The 14,424-nt window shown below is 55.2% G+C and carries 13 protein-coding genes; 6 read left to right on the top strand and 7 right to left on the bottom strand.

The annotated features are described in order from the left end of the window. Nucleotides 1–76: 76 nt before the first annotated feature. The gene (locus ACX1CU_RS03050; protein WP_459401170.1) at nucleotides 77–793 is read left to right on the top strand and encodes a GntR family transcriptional regulator; all 717 of its coding nucleotides are present in this window, start codon (nucleotides 77–79) and stop codon (nucleotides 791–793) included. A gap of 63 nt (nucleotides 794–856) precedes the next feature. On the opposite strand, the gene ACX1CU_RS03045 is transcribed toward ACX1CU_RS03050, so the two are convergent. From ACX1CU_RS03045 to ACX1CU_RS03020, 6 genes are all read right to left on the bottom strand, one after another. Then, complete coding sequence (locus ACX1CU_RS03045; protein ID WP_459401169.1) at nucleotides 857–1,777, bottom strand: L,D-transpeptidase family protein; 921 nt, start codon at nucleotides 1,775–1,777, stop codon at nucleotides 857–859. Nucleotides 1,778–1,997: 220 nt separating this feature from the next. Next, nucleotides 1,998–2,768, bottom strand: a complete 771-nt coding sequence (locus ACX1CU_RS03040) for a 3-hydroxybutyrate dehydrogenase (protein WP_459401168.1) — start codon at nucleotides 2,766–2,768, stop codon at nucleotides 1,998–2,000. Between the two features lie 12 nt (nucleotides 2,769–2,780). Further along, complete coding sequence (locus tag ACX1CU_RS03035; RefSeq protein ID WP_459401167.1) at nucleotides 2,781–4,175, bottom strand: GntP family permease; 1,395 nt, start codon at nucleotides 4,173–4,175, stop codon at nucleotides 2,781–2,783. A 48-nt stretch (nucleotides 4,176–4,223) separates the two neighbouring features. Next, entirely contained in the window at nucleotides 4,224–5,405 is a 1,182-nt protein-coding gene (locus ACX1CU_RS03030) for an acetyl-CoA C-acetyltransferase (RefSeq protein WP_459401166.1), read from the bottom strand. Between the two features lie 14 nt (nucleotides 5,406–5,419). Next, nucleotides 5,420–6,073: a CoA transferase subunit B gene (locus ACX1CU_RS03025; RefSeq protein ID WP_459401165.1), complete on the bottom strand. Its 654-nt coding sequence runs from the start codon at nucleotides 6,071–6,073 to the stop codon at nucleotides 5,420–5,422. A 10-nt stretch (nucleotides 6,074–6,083) separates the two neighbouring features. Beyond that, nucleotides 6,084–6,782: a CoA transferase subunit A gene (locus tag ACX1CU_RS03020; protein WP_459401164.1), complete on the bottom strand. Its 699-nt coding sequence runs from the start codon at nucleotides 6,780–6,782 to the stop codon at nucleotides 6,084–6,086. 168 nt (nucleotides 6,783–6,950) lie between these two features. Between ACX1CU_RS03020 and ACX1CU_RS03015 the strand changes: the two genes are divergently transcribed. The 4 genes from ACX1CU_RS03015 to ACX1CU_RS03000 all read left to right on the top strand — a co-directional run bounded on the left by ACX1CU_RS03015 (nucleotide 6,951) and on the right by ACX1CU_RS03000 (nucleotide 13,384). Beyond that, nucleotides 6,951–7,838 carry a LysR family transcriptional regulator gene (locus ACX1CU_RS03015; RefSeq protein WP_459401163.1) on the top strand — a complete coding sequence of 296 codons (888 nt, stop codon included), beginning with the start codon at nucleotides 6,951–6,953 and terminating at the stop codon, nucleotides 7,836–7,838. A 206-nt stretch (nucleotides 7,839–8,044) separates the two neighbouring features. Next, on the top strand, nucleotides 8,045–9,103 hold the full coding sequence (gene yncE, locus ACX1CU_RS03010; protein ID WP_459402712.1) for a 7-bladed beta-propeller protein YncE: 1,059 nt from the start codon (nucleotides 8,045–8,047) through the stop codon (nucleotides 9,101–9,103). A gap of 125 nt (nucleotides 9,104–9,228) precedes the next feature. Next, nucleotides 9,229–12,249 (top strand): autotransporter outer membrane beta-barrel domain-containing protein, encoded by a 3,021-nt coding sequence (locus tag ACX1CU_RS03005; RefSeq protein WP_459401162.1) that lies wholly within the window; start codon nucleotides 9,229–9,231, stop codon nucleotides 12,247–12,249. Nucleotides 12,250–12,607: 358 nt separating this feature from the next. After that, nucleotides 12,608–13,384: a helix-turn-helix domain-containing protein gene (locus ACX1CU_RS03000; protein ID WP_459401161.1), complete on the top strand. Its 777-nt coding sequence runs from the start codon at nucleotides 12,608–12,610 to the stop codon at nucleotides 13,382–13,384. A 27-nt stretch (nucleotides 13,385–13,411) separates the two neighbouring features. Here the strand turns inward: ACX1CU_RS03000 and ACX1CU_RS02995 are convergent, their stop codons facing one another. Further along, nucleotides 13,412–13,732, bottom strand: coding sequence for a hypothetical protein (locus tag ACX1CU_RS02995; RefSeq protein ID WP_459401160.1), 321 nt, complete (start codon nucleotides 13,730–13,732; stop codon nucleotides 13,412–13,414). Between the two features lie 119 nt (nucleotides 13,733–13,851). On the opposite strand from ACX1CU_RS02995, the gene ACX1CU_RS02990 reads away from it, so the two are divergent. Continuing rightward, nucleotides 13,852–14,100, top strand: coding sequence for a hypothetical protein (locus ACX1CU_RS02990; protein ID WP_459401159.1), 249 nt, complete (start codon nucleotides 13,852–13,854; stop codon nucleotides 14,098–14,100). The last annotated feature ends 324 nt before the right edge of the window (nucleotides 14,101–14,424 follow it).

Genomic DNA, 14,424 nt, shown 5'->3' with positions numbered 1-14,424 from the left:
GTTATTGGTTTTATTATCCTAGTGTGAAGGCTAGAATGCAGGCAGAAAGCCATACACCATCGGGGATGCCAACATCTTGAGCAAGAAGCCTATTTATCGCCAGATTGCGGATACTCTGCGCCAACAGGTTGCCAGCGGCGAACTGAAACCAGGCGATGCGCTCCCGACAGAGGCCCTGTTGTGTGAACAGTACGGCGTCAGCCGGGTAACGGTGCGCCAGGCGCTGAAGTTGCTGACCGAAGAGCGGGTAATCGAAAGCCTTCAGGGCAGCGGCTGGTATGTGAAAGAAGAGCGGGTTAATTACGATATTTATCAGTTGACCAGCTTTTATGAAAAACTGGCCGATCGCAATGTGGAAACCCATAGCGATGTGCTGATCTTTCAGGTCGCCAAAGCCAGCCCGGAGATCGCCGAAGCGCTGCGTCTGACCACCGACGACAAGGTGTATTACGTTAAGCGGGTGCGTTACATCAAACAGAAACCGGTCACGCTGGAAGAAACCTGGATGCCGCTGGCGCTGTTCCCCGATCTTAGTTATGAAGTAATGCAAAAATCCAAGTATCACTATATCGAGCAGGTGAAAAAGCTGGTGATCGACCGCAGCGAGCAGGAAATCATACCGGTGATGCCTTCCGAAGATGCAGTAAACGCGCTGGGGATTGATGCACAGAAGCCGATTCTGGAGAAAGTCTCCACCGGTTTTCTGAGCGATGGCAGGGTGTTTGAATTCAGCCGTAATTTCTTTAAAAGCGAAGACTACAAATTTACGCTGGTGGCAAAGCGTGGGCGCTAAGCACTTCCCCCGCTTTACCCCATAAAAAAAGCGCCCGCAGGCGCTTTTAGCCTATCAGAACACTCAGCCCACGCGGACTGGCATACCCAAACGCGCTTTAACCGCAGCGTCGACTTCATTCTGGTCAACGCTTGGATCCATCAGCGTTTTGCCAACCGCTTCAGAGAACAGAATTGGTACTGGCTCTTTTGACTTCAGTTCCTCTTCGCTGGAAGACAGCGGATTATGCACTTCCAGGTAACGGGAACCGTCCGGCTCAACGGTGGCTTTCACCGGCTCGTTGATGAACTGCACGCGGGTGCCGACCGGCACGCTGTCGAACAGGTATTTGATGTCATCAGCACGCAAGCGCACGCAACCATGGCTCACACGCAGGCCAATACCAAAGTTGGCATTGGTGCCGTGAATGGCATACAGGCGGCCCACGTACAGCGCGTACAACCCCATTGGGTTATCCGGGCCAGCTGGGTAGACCGCTGGCAGGATTTCCCCCTCGGCAGCATACTCTTCACGCATTTTGGCAGTCGGCGTCCAGGTTGGGCCGTCTTTCTTACGCTGTACGCTGGTCACCCAGTCCATTGGGGTGTCTTTACCCAACTGGCCGATACCAATCGGTAGCACTACCACGGTATTGGTGCCTTTCGGGTAATAGTACAAACGCATTTCAGCGCTGTTGATGATGATGCCTTCACGCGGTGCACTCGGCAGAATCAACTGCTGCGGAATGGTCAGCGTGCTGCCCGGTAACGGCAGGAACGGATCCACGCCCGGGTTGGCTTCCAACATGTTGCTCAAACCCATCTGGTACTGAGCCGCAAAGCTTTCCAACGGCAGTTTGCTGTCTGCTGGTACGGTAATCTGGATATTTTCCCCGACTAAGCGACTATCTTTAGCGGGTAAAGGGTATACAACGGCGAGGGCAGCCTGGCTAAACGCAGCCAGTGCCGTAAACAGGGTTAATAACGCGCGAATGCTCATTTTCATCTTCGTATTAGAGTGGTGGCCGCACTGGCTATGATTAATATGTGTTAAATCCGGCCAAGTGTGACCGGATGCGCATTATATGTGCACTTCCCCCCAAGAGTGAAACATTACTGGAGCAAATATCACACTTTTTTGTCGCCAAATGTGCTGCACGGTAAACTTTGTATAGATATCGGCCCAGAAGTGCCAAATCTGAGCCAGATATTCGCCACCGAGCTAATTACTGTGCCAACCAACCACCGTCCATATTCCACGCCGCACCGCGCACCTGTATAGCCGCATCGCTACACAGGAACAGGGCTAATTCACCAAGTTGCTCCGGGGTGACAAATTCCTGCGAAGGCTGCTTCTCGGCCAGCAGATCATCGCGCGCCTGTTGTGGATCGATCCCTGCGGCAATGCGTTGATCAATCTGCTGCTGCACCAAGGGTGTCAGCACCCAGCCGGGGCAGATGGCATTGCAGGTGATTGCGGTGCGCGCCGTTTCCAACGCAATGGTCTTGGTCAAGCCAATCACGCCGTGTTTGGCCGCCACATAGGCCGCCTTCTCTTTGGATGCCACCAGGCCATGTACCGACGCCACATTAATAATGCGCCCCCAGCCACGCTCCAGCATGCCGGGTAATGCCAGGCGGCTGGTATGGAACACCGAGGAAAGATTAATCGCGAGGATCGCATCCCATTTCTCTGGCGGGAACGCCTCCACCTTGGCAACGTGCTGGATCCCGGCATTGTTAACCAGAATATCCGCCCCGCCAAACTCACGGTTAACATAGTCCATCATGTCGCCGATCTGCAGAGGATCGCTGAGATCCGCCGCATGATAGCCCGGCGTTTTACCAATGCTGGCAATATGATCCTTCGCCCGCTCGATATCGCCAAAACCGTTAAGGATCACGCGCGCCCCTGCCGCCGCCAGCGCAGAGGCCAGGCCAAGGCCAATACCGCTGGTTGAACCGGTAACCAGTGCCGTTTTGCCCTGTAATTTCATGTTAATTCTCCTTTATACAATGCCGGTCAGATAGAACACCCCAATGACAAACAGCACCGCGGCGCTCTTGATCAGGGTGATGGCGAAGATCCCGCCATAGGCCTGCCGGTGACTCAAACCGGTAATCGCCAACAGGGTGATTACCGCACCATTGTGCGGCAGAGTATCCATGCCGCCGCTGGCCATTGACGCCACGCGATGCAGTACTTCTAACGGAATGTCCGCCGCATGGGCGGCAGCAATAAATGAATCCGACATCGCCGCCAGCGCAATACTCATGCCTCCGGACGCCGAACCGGTGATACCGGCTAATATCGTGACGCTGATGGCTTCGTTCAGCAGCGGGTTGGGGATGGTTGCCAGCGCCTTGGAGAGCACCAAAAATCCCGGCAACGCCGCAATCACCGCACCAAAACCGTATTCCGACGCGGTATTCATCGCCGCCAGCATCGCGCCCCCCACGGCATTTTTACTGCCTTCGGCCAAGCGACCACGAATATTGCGAAAGCCAAACAGCAGTACCACCACAATGCCACTCAACAAGGCCGCCTGCACCGCCCAGATGGCCGTGAGTTTGCTCACTTCGACGGTGATCGGCTTAGCCAGGCCGGCCAGCAGCAGTTCATGGCTGGGGCCGTACCATTGCGGGATCCAGCGGGTGAAAGCCAGGTTCAGCAACCCCACCAGGATCAGCGGCATAATGGCAATCCACGGATTGGGCAGATTGATATCTTCTGGCGTTTCCGGTTCGTTCAGCAACGCAGTGCCATAACCTTCACCGCGCAGCTGCGCCTTATGGCGCTGCCGCTCAAGGTAGGCCAGACCGACCACGATAATAAACAGCGAACCTATCAGCCCAAGCCAGGGCGCTGCCCAGGCGGTGGTGCCAAAAAAGCTGGTGGGGATGATGTTCTGGATCTGCGGAGTGCCCGGTAACGCGTCCATGGTGAAAGAAAAAGCCCCCAACGCCACCGTTGCAGGGATCAGGCGTTTCGGGATGCCGCTCTGGCGAAACAGTTCGGCCGCAAACGGATATACCGCAAAGGCCACCACGAACAGAGAAACCCCGCCATAGGTCAGCAGCGCACACACCAGGACGATCACCGGAATGGCGTGGCGACGGCCCAGAATGCCGATCGCCGCCGCCACAATGGAACGGGAGAATCCGGAGAGTTCAATCAGCTTGCCAAACACCGCCCCCAGCAGGAATACCGGAAAGTAGAGTTTGATAAAGCCGACCATTTTCTCCATAAACAGCCCGGTAAAGGTCGGGGCTACCGCGCTAGGGTCGGTCAATAATACCGCCCCCAGTGCGGCGATCGGCGCAAACAGGATCACGCTGTAGCCGCGATAGGCCGCCAGCATCAAAACGGCCAGTGCGGCCAGGGCTATTAAAACGCTCATCAATGACTCCTCATATAATTATTATTTTCGAGTACAGGCTCCACAGATTGCTCAGGCACGCTCAACGGCCAGTGCCACCCCCTGCCCGCCGCCGATACACAGCATCGCCAGCCCTTTTTTGGCTGCGCGGCGCTGCATCTCATGCAGTAGCGTCACCAGAATGCGGCAGCCAGAAGCGCCGATCGGGTGGCCGAGCGCGATCGCTCCGCCGTTGACGTTCACCCGTTCACTGTTCCAAGCCAACTCCTTGCCTACAGCCAGCGCCTGTGCGGCAAAGGCCTCGTTGGCTTCGATCAGATCGACCTCATCCAGTGCCCAACCGGCTTTAGCCAATGTGCGGCGTGCCGCATCGACCGGGCCGATCCCCATAAGCGCCGGATCAACCCCCGCCGACGCATAAGCGGCAATACGCGCCAGCACCGGTAGCCGCAACTCCGCCGCCTTTTGCGCACTCATCAGCAACACCGCCGCAGCGCCATCATTGAGTGAGGAGGCATTACCGGCGGTGACCGAGCCTTGCGGAGCAAACGCCGGGCGCAAGCGAGCCAACAGATCTTCGGTGGTGCCCGCCCGTGGTTGCTCGTCTTGCGCTATGAGTAAAGGCTCCTGCTTGCCGCGCGGCACCAGAACCGGGGTGATTTCCGCTATAAAACGCCCAGCCTGCTGTGCGGCATGGGCTTTTTGCTGTGACTGTGCGGCAAAACGATCCTGTTCCGCGCGGCTGATGCCATAGCGCTGTGCCAGATTTTCGGCGGTGACGCCCATGTGGTAATCGTTGAACGCATCCCACAGGCCATCGTGGATCACGCTGTCGATCATCTGGGCATGGCCCAACCGCAGCCCGGCACGCGCACCGCTCATCAGATAAGGTGCCTGGCTCATGCTCTCCTGCCCGCCTGCAATTACGATCTGCGCGTCGCCGCAGCGGATCGCCTGCGCCGCCAGATGCACCGCCTTCAACCCTGAACCACACACTTTATTGAGAGTGAAAGCCGGTACACCGAAAGGCAGACCGGCGTTGAGCGCCGTTTGCCGTGCCGGGTTCTGGCCGCAGCCCGCCGTCAGCACCTGCCCGAGGATCACTTCATCCACGCTTTCCGCTGCCACACCGCTGCTGGCCAGCAAAGCCTTCACTACCGCCGTACCAAGATCCACCGCCGAAAGCGGCGCGAGTGCCCCTTGAAAACGGCCTACCGGCGTGCGGGTTGCCGCCACAATAGCCACGTACTGCATGTTAACCTCCTGTATCAGAAGCGCATTTCTGGAACCTGATCCGGTACGATCAGTTCACCGGCCGTCTTGGCGACGATCTCTGCCACGCTGACGCCCGGTGCCCGTTCACGCAGCACAAACGCCCCGTTTTCAATCTCCAGATAGGCCAGATCGGTCAGCACTCGGCGAATGCAATTGGCCCCGGTCAGCGGCAAGGTGCAGCGCGGCAGCAGCTTGGATTCGCCGTCCTTTGAGGCATGGGTCATTACCACGATGATATTTTCCGCCCCGGCCACTAAATCCATCGCGCCACCCATGCCTTTCACCAGCTTGCCGGGGATCATCCATGAGGCGATATTGCCCGCCACGTCCACTTCAAACGCCCCCAATACGGTGAGATCCACATGGCCGCCACGGATCATGGCGAAAGACTGCGCCGAGTCGAAAATCGCCGCCCCAGCGCGCGCCGTCACGGTCTGTTTGCCGGCGTTGATCATGTCAGCATCCAGCTCCGCCTCGGTGGGGAACTCCCCCATGCCCAACAGCCCGTTTTCGGACTGCAACATCACATCCATCCCCTGCGGGACATAGTTGGCCACCAGCGTCGGGATGCCGATCCCCAGGTTGACGTAGTCACCATCACGCAGCTCTTGCGCTACGCGTTGCGCCATTTGTTCACGGGTAAGCATCGGGTTCTCCTCAGGAACGAAGGGTGCGCTGTTCTATGCGCTTTTCGAAAGTGCCCTGGATCAGGCGATCGACATAAATACCGGGGGTGTGGATCGCGGCCGGATCCAGCTCACCGGGGGCCACGATCTCTTCCACTTCCACCACCGTGATGCGCGCGGCGGTGGCCATCAGCGGGTTGAAGTTCTGTGCCGTATGGCGATAGATGACGTTGCCGTAGTGATCGGCCTTCCAGCCTTTGATGATGGCGAAATCGCCGGTAATCGCTTGCTCAAGAATGTAGGGGCGCTGATTGAATTCACGCACCTCTTTGCCCTCGGCGATCGGCGTGCCGTAGCCGGTGGCGGTGAAAAATGCCGGGATCCCTGCGCCGCCTGCGCGCACCTTCTCCGCCAGCGTACCTTGTGGGGTCAGTTCCACCTCCAACTCACCGTTGAGCGCCAACTGCTCGAACAACGCGTTTTCACCCACGTAGGAAGCAATGATCTTGCGGATCTGCCGGTTCTCCAGCAGCAGGCCGAGGCCAAAGCCATCGACACCGCAATTATTCGAAACCACCGTCAGTTCCCGCACGCCACGGCGGCGGATTTCGTCGATCAGGTTTTCTGCAATACCGCACAGGCCAAAGCCCCCTGCCAGCACAGTCATGTTATCCGTCAGGCCATCCAGCGCTTCCTGATAGCTACTGACGCGTTTATCCAGCCCTGCCATACGCTTGCCTCTGAGAATGGTGTGGCGAAAGCGATATGCTTTCCCCGTGCGCAGGCATCATCAGCGCACAACAATGATTTGTTAATTTTGTTTTTATGCTCCATTGATTTAGAATTTTTATTAATATAATGTTAATCAATGTTTAACAATGAGTTAATGAGCGTGATAATGAAAATGAGCGTCAAGCAGTTACGTGCGTTTTTAGCGGTAGCTCACACTCTTAACTTTGCCCAGGCGAGCGAACAGCTGAATCTTTCGCAACCGGCGTTAAGCCTGGCGATTCGCGCGCTAGAAGAGACGCTTGGCGGGCCGCTGCTGTTACGCACTACGCGGCGCGTGACGCTAACCCCGGAAGGCGCGACGCTGTTCCCCATCGCTCGGCAGCTGCTGGCCGACTGGGATAACGCCGAAGAAACGCTGCGGCAGCGTTTTACCCTGCAACGAGGTAAAGTCTCGATTGCCGCTATGCCCTCTTTCGCCGCCAACCAACTCCCGCCACTGCTTAAGGTGTTCCGCGATCGCTATGCCGGTATCAACGTGGCCGTTCACGACGTGATTAACGAGCAGGTTTTCGAGATGATCCGCGAAGGGCGCGTAGAGATGGGCATCGCCTTTGAGCCCGAACCCAGCGACACCCTGCATTTCACCCCTTTGTGTACCGATCGTTTTGTTGCCATCGTGCCCAAGGATTCGCCATTGGCCAGCAAAGACCACGTCACCTGGCGGGAATTGCTGACCATGGACTTTATTGCCCTGCAACGCCCTTCGGCGGTGCGGTTGCTGCTGGAGCAGGAGTTACTGCGCAGTGGCAAAAAGTTGGAGGTGGCATTTGAAAGTCACCAGTTGGTCACCGTAGGCCGCATGGTGGCCAGCGGCCTGGGTGTCAGCGCAGTTCCCGCCCTGTGCGTGAAACAGATGGGGGAATTGGGGGCGCAGTGCGTGCCTTTAATCGCCCCGCAGATCGAAAAACGAGTGGGGTTGATCCGGCTGGCACAGCACCAGCTTTCTGCCGCCGCCCAGGCGCTGGTGGAGACCATCGAACAAGGCGAATATTAGGCTGTATCCCTCTACAAGATTAAAAACGCTCCCTTTCTTTATCAATAATGATTATCATTACCAAATAAGAAGATCGGCATGCAACGCCGTGACCGATCGAGTTTTATCTTTGATTCAATGCTGAGCCTGAATTTGGCCGCTGAGCTTCTGCCCCGCGGCGATCTGTACTTTGATGAAATGGAGCTTGTATGAATGCTGTAATGACAATGGGCCGCCGGTTTAGCGGACGCGCGGTTTATCCTCTGTTACTCCTCACCACCCTGATGTTTGCCACCACGCTGCGAGCGCAGGCAGAGCCGGAGTTACTGCGTAAGCCGATCGGCAAAGGGGCTTATGAGATGGTGTACAGCCAAAGCGAAAATGCGCTGTATCTGGCTACCTCGCAAAGCCGCAAGCTGGATAAAGGCGGGATCGTTTATCGCCTTGATCCGCAAACGCTGGATATCACGCAAGTTATTCATAACGACCTGAAGCCCTTTGGTGCCGCCATCAATCACCAAACCGGCACGCTGTACTTTGGCAATACCGTCAATAATTCGGTCACCGCCATCGACAGCAAAACCGGCGAAGTGAAAGGCCGCCTGGTGCTGGACGCCCGCAAACGCTCAGATACGGTCAAACCGCTGGCCCCGCGTGAACTGGTGGCCGATGCCACTACCGATACCCTGTATATCACCGGCCTGGGGGAATCCAGCGTGGTGTGGGTGGTCGATGGTAAGGATCTGACCCTGCGCACCACCATTACCGATACCGGCAAGTTCGGCACCGGCCTGGCGTTGGATGCAGCGGCAAGTCGTCTGTATGTGACCAATGCCGAAGGCGAGTTGGTGACTATCGACACCAAAACCGACAAGATTCTGTCACGCAAAAAGCTGGATGAGTCGAAAGAGCACTTCTTCCTGAATATCAGCCTGGATCCCGCTACGCACCGCGCGTTTATCACCGACTCCAAACAGCCGCAGGTGTTGGTGGTGGATACCCGCAGCGGCAATATCTTGCAGAAAATCGACCTGCCAGAATCGCTGGCGGTGCTGTTCAATCCGGCGCGCAATGAAGTGTATGTCACTCATCGCAAAGCAGGCACGGTAAGCGTGATCGACGCCAAAAGCTACAAGCTGCTAAGCACCCTTAAAACCCCGGTGCACCCAAACAGCCTGGCGCTGTCGCCGGATGGCCAGACCCTGTATGTGAGCGTGAAGCAGGCATCCAGCCGCGATAAAGAAGCCACAGAACCAGACGACGTGATCCGTATTGCGTTGAAGTAATCCCTTGGGGTGCAGCAGCGCCCCTTTCTCTTACCCCGCCCTCCAACGTCTGTTCATAGAACTGTCATTAAAAGCTGCTAATAAATTGCCTCGATAATTCATAGATTTATTAGGGAAGATTAGTAATGCTAAAAAATGCAGCGCGCTCTGCAATCGCTATTGCCGTGATTGCTTCTGTCGCCCCCGCCTATTCCGTTGATGGCCGTACGATCAACGCCACAGAGCTGATCGCAGGCTTTAGCCAGCTTAACAACAGCGTGGAAGGGCGTAATGCCCTGACTGAAAACCTCGACACCTCGATCGCCATCAACAACGGCTCTTCTGCCACCCAGCGCGCCAGGGCGATTGCGGATAATACGATAGCGGCACTGATCGGCTCCATGGACAACGGCCTGCTGGTGGCTAATGCGCTGGGGCCGAAGATGTATGAGATTTTCTCCGCCAACAACAGCATCAATGCGACAGCCTATAAGGCCAGCACCTTTTCCCCAAGCTTCGCGGCCCTGTTCTCGCAGGTGAATGCGCTGATCCAAATAGATTCGAGCTTTGCCAAAAACTATTTCGCCAATGGCAGCACCAACGGCAATCCGGCGATGCAGGCCACCGGCATCAGCCTGCCAGAAGGCGGGGTGTATAACGTCTACGATCTGGCTTACCAGCCTACGGAGGAAAACCGTAACACCGTAGGTAACTCACGCCCGGTGCAGGTTGCGCCGGGCAGAGTCGAGAGCTTCAGCGCCCTTGATTTCTTCGGAGCCCAGACCGACAGCGCGGTATCCATCCTGCCCACCCTCAAGGGGAATGCCTCTTTCCCCAGCGGCCATACCGCTTTCGGCTTCGCCAGCACCTACCTGTTTGCAGAAATGGTGCCGGAACGTTTTCAGGAGTTCCTCCTGCGTGGCTCTGAATATGGCAACAGCCGCGTCACGCTAGGCGCTCACTATGCGCTGGACGTTATTGGTGCGCGCATTATGACCACCTACGCTATGGCGCAAATCCTCAACAATAACCCCGATTATCTGGGGAAAAGCATCTCGGGGATCTTGGGTGGACCAATCACCACCACTAACGATTTCCAAGGCTTGATGGCAACGGCACAAACGGATCTGCGCACACTGTTGGAACAAGGGTGCGGCACTACGCTGGCGGCCTGTTCAGCGGCCGACCAAGCGGAGCGCTTGCAGCAGGCGGCACGTAATAAGGCCGACTACACCTATCGCCTGACTTACGGCCTTGCCGCTGTTGGCCCAACAGATCTCGCCCCGGTGGTGCCAGAAGGGGCAGAAGTGTTGCTCGCCAGCCGGTTCCCCTATCTGACTGCCGAACAGCGGCGCGAGGTGCTCGCCACTACGGAGATCGAGTCCGGCCATGCGCTGGATAACGGTTCAGGCTGGGCGCGCCTCAATCTCTATGCCGCCGCCGACGGATACGCCGCCTTCAACGGCAACGTTGCAGTCACCATGGACGCCAGCCAGGGCGGCTTTAGCGCTTATGACGCCTGGAACAATGACATCACCGGTAATGGTAGTTTCGTGAAAAAGGGGTCAGGTATCCTCGAACTTACCGGTAACAACCGTTTTTCAGGCACAACAGAGGTCGCCGGTGGTGCGTTGATCGTCAATGGCTATCACGGCAACTCTGCCGTCACGGTCGATGACGGCGCGTTGCTCGGCGGTTCCGGCACGGTCGGTGCGTTGAACGCGCTGTCTGGAGCGGTTATCGCACCGGGTAACTCGATTGGCACCTTGCAGGTGGCTAATGACCTCACCTTCCAGCCTGGCGCGCACTACGCCGTCGAAGTCGCGGCTAATGGCAGCAGCGATCTGATCCAGAGCGCAGGAACTGCCGTACTGAACGGCGGCGAAGTGGATGTCTCGCTGGAAAACAGCGGCAACCTGCTCAACCAGAGCGAAGTACGCAGCCTGCTGGGCCAGCAATACACCATCCTGACCGCACAGCAAGGCATCAGCGGGCAGTTTGATCGCGTGCAGCCAGATTATCTGTTCTTGGGCAGCACCCTGAATTATCAACCGAATCAGGTGACCCTGAACGTTGGGCGCAACGCCACCGCCTTCGCCGATGTGGCACAAACGCAGAACGAACGTGCCGTGGCGCGCGCCGCCGAGACGCTGGGCGCAGGTAACCCGGTGTACGAAAGCATTCTTGCCAGCGGCACACCTTGGGAAGCTCGGCAGGCGTTTCGCCAACTGTCGGGGCAAATCCATGCCGATATCGCCTCCGCCCAGATGAATGACAGCCGTTACCTGCGCGAATCTCTGAACGGGCGGCTGCGTCAGGGCTCAGGGCTGGGCAGTTCGCCTGAGATAAAAGCGAACGAAGGCGGCGCCTGGGCACAACTGTTAGGCGCTTGGGATCACGCCTCCGGTAATGCAAACGCCACCGGCTACCAAGCATCAACCTACGGAGTGCTGATGGGGTTAGACTCCACCTATGCCGAAGAGTGGCAGCTCGGTATGGCGACAGGTTATACCCGTACTTCGCTGGACGGCGGCTACGGTTCTAACGCCAACAGCGACAATTATCACCTGGGGGCGTACGGCAGTAAGCAGTTTGATGCGTTGGCATTGCGGGCTGGCAGTACCTACACCTGGCACCGCATTGATACCGCGCGCACCATCAATTATGGCGCGCAGTCAGACAATGCTTCGGCCAAGTACAGCGCCCGCACCCAGCAACTGTTCGCCGAGGCGGGCTACAGCATCAAAGCTGCGCAAGTTAACCTCGAACCCTTTGCCAACTTGGCCTACGTCAATTTCCAGAATAACGGTATTGCTGAAAATGGAGGTGCCGCCGCGCTACGTGCAGATAAGCAGCACACTGACGTGACGGTTTCCACTTTGGGGTTACGTGCCGATACCCAGTTACAAGCCGTCACGCTGCGTGGTGAATTGGGTTGGCAACACCAGTATGGCGAGTTGGATCGCGCTACCGGGTTGATGTTTAGCGGCAGCAACTCATCGTTTGTGATCAACAGCGTGCCGGTATCCCGCGATGGCGCGGTGTTGAAAGCCAGCGCAGAAGTCGCTGTTGGCAAGAATGCAGCCCTGTCACTGGGCTATGGTGGTTTGCTATCGCAAAACCATCAGGATAACCGCGTTAACGCGGGCTTTAGCTGGCGTTTCTGATTATTTCACCAGCCCATACCGACGGGTATGGGCTATTACCCCTATAAATATAATGGTTTATTTCCGACCAGTATTAACCGCCTTGCCAACCTCGCAAAATTAGCCCTACCAAATTGTTTTTTATCAGTTTATTTTCAAATAAAAAATATATGTATAACACCCAACAAAATATCATCTCCCCAGAGCACAGGATAGCTCTTATAGTGCGCCCCCATCGGTGGAGCTAGCATTGAACGTAATACTCTTTATCTTCTGCAATCGTCTCACTAAAACAGAATACTACTGGTTAAATTTTATTATTACCCCTCTAGCCTGATAGGAAAAACATCAGATTTGCTTAGAGTTTCAGGATTACATCATGAATCAAAAAAAGATTGTGCTGCAATGCGCTTGCCATTTTACGCGCATTGGGTTAGGTACGTTAATTAACAATACGTTCTTCACTGAAAGTGTTAATTTTATTGACAGAACCAATACCCAAGAAAATTTCGAATCAGATGTCAGTAATTTAACATATGGAGATATCGTCATCATTGTATTAAGCGATAATGACTATGATCCAGTTTCGCTGATCAATCTGGTTTGTGAGCGTTTATCCAAAGTACCGCTAAACGGTAGGATATTATTCATCGGTAACATTGCCTATATAAATAAGTTTCGCTACTACCTTGCGAGCCTAAAAAGTGCCTGGGCATTTATCGATATCTCAATGCCACTGAAGCAGTTACAGCAACAGTTGCAAAATGCAGCTTTAATGTATACCGACATGTATCAGTGTTCTCAACCGACCGCGACCACGCTAACACAACGTGAATTGACCGTGCTGCACCGGATGTTGAACGAGCAATCAGTCATTCAAATAGCCAAAGAGCTAGGTATTAGCGAGAAAACGGTGAGCTGTCATAAACGCTCCGCACTCGTGAAGCTCAATGTTCGCTCATTGAATCCGCTGCTAATGGGTAATGATAATAAAGAAAAAACAGATCACAGATTATCTCCATCACTGAATACCGAGCCCCCACAGAGAGGAAGAACTGTTTTACATACTATATTTGACGTGTTGTTGAAAAAGCCTCTCGCTCATCGAATTGCTACCGATAAAAACGAAAATATTCATGACCAGGTAAAAATTTGAAGTATGAAGAATATATCCACGGCAAGGCTATTCCATAAACGGATAGCCTTTTTCCACCACCTCCAGCACCTCGCTCATATACGGCGTGGCGGGTATTTTCACTAATGCCGGGAAAAAAATTAGGGTAACGGGAAAACATCCATTATGCATGATCACATTCGGGCTAACTCCCCCTTTGCATAACAGATCAAGCAGCGTTTCATACGCACCGGAATCGCGGACACGATGTAACAACACCAGAGGGAAGTGGCCTAGCGGCCTAACCCGAGATAAGCGAAAGGATTCCGCGGTTGCTCCGCCAGTAATGCCTTTACGCATAAACAGGGCAACATTCAGTTCTTCTTCCAATTCGTGAAGACCAAAACACGAATACCGGCAAAGTGATGCCAGAATTCCCGGGCTATACCAGCGAAGCAAAAGAAGCTATTCCAGTGATCAAGGTTAAAGCGGTAAAGGGATAGGTCATCATGGTCGAATCACTGAGAAATCCTTTGATTGGTTTGCTGTGTTTATCAACGGTTGGCTGCGCCAATATGAGTGGCGAGGAGATCGCTACCGTTGGGGTGGTCGCTGTCAGCATTGGTGCTCTGGTTGCGGTCGCACTGCTTAGTGACAGCAATGATGATGAGCGGAACCAGAAAGAGCGTAACAAGAAAGGTCGCCATAAAGGTGCTGAAGGGAAAGAACACCGCAAAAGTCATGCTGAACGTCGTTAATCTCTATACCCGATTATTACAGCCCCGAGGTTTAAGCTGGGATGAGGTGCAGTTGCCGTAACCTGCCAAGCGTGGCCTAGCGCATCTATGGGGCATACTCTGCCCCCAACTCAACATTACCTAACCGCTCACCTTCCGATTCCAACCGTTCATCCGCGTATTAAACCACTGACTGAAAATCAGATGTATTCCCCTCCCCAGGCTAGTGATGATGGGCTGTTCCTCTACCTGCCCCTTAACACCGGGGGAAGACGTTACAACACCTATGACCGACAACAGGCCGCTGTTGGCCTGCAATAACAAATAACCAGATTTATCACTCAT

The sequence above is a fragment of the Serratia sp. D1N4 genome (genome assembly GCF_054552755.1).
Note: the sequence above shows the minus strand (reverse complement) of the source record. Positions and strands in the feature narration are given on the sequence as shown.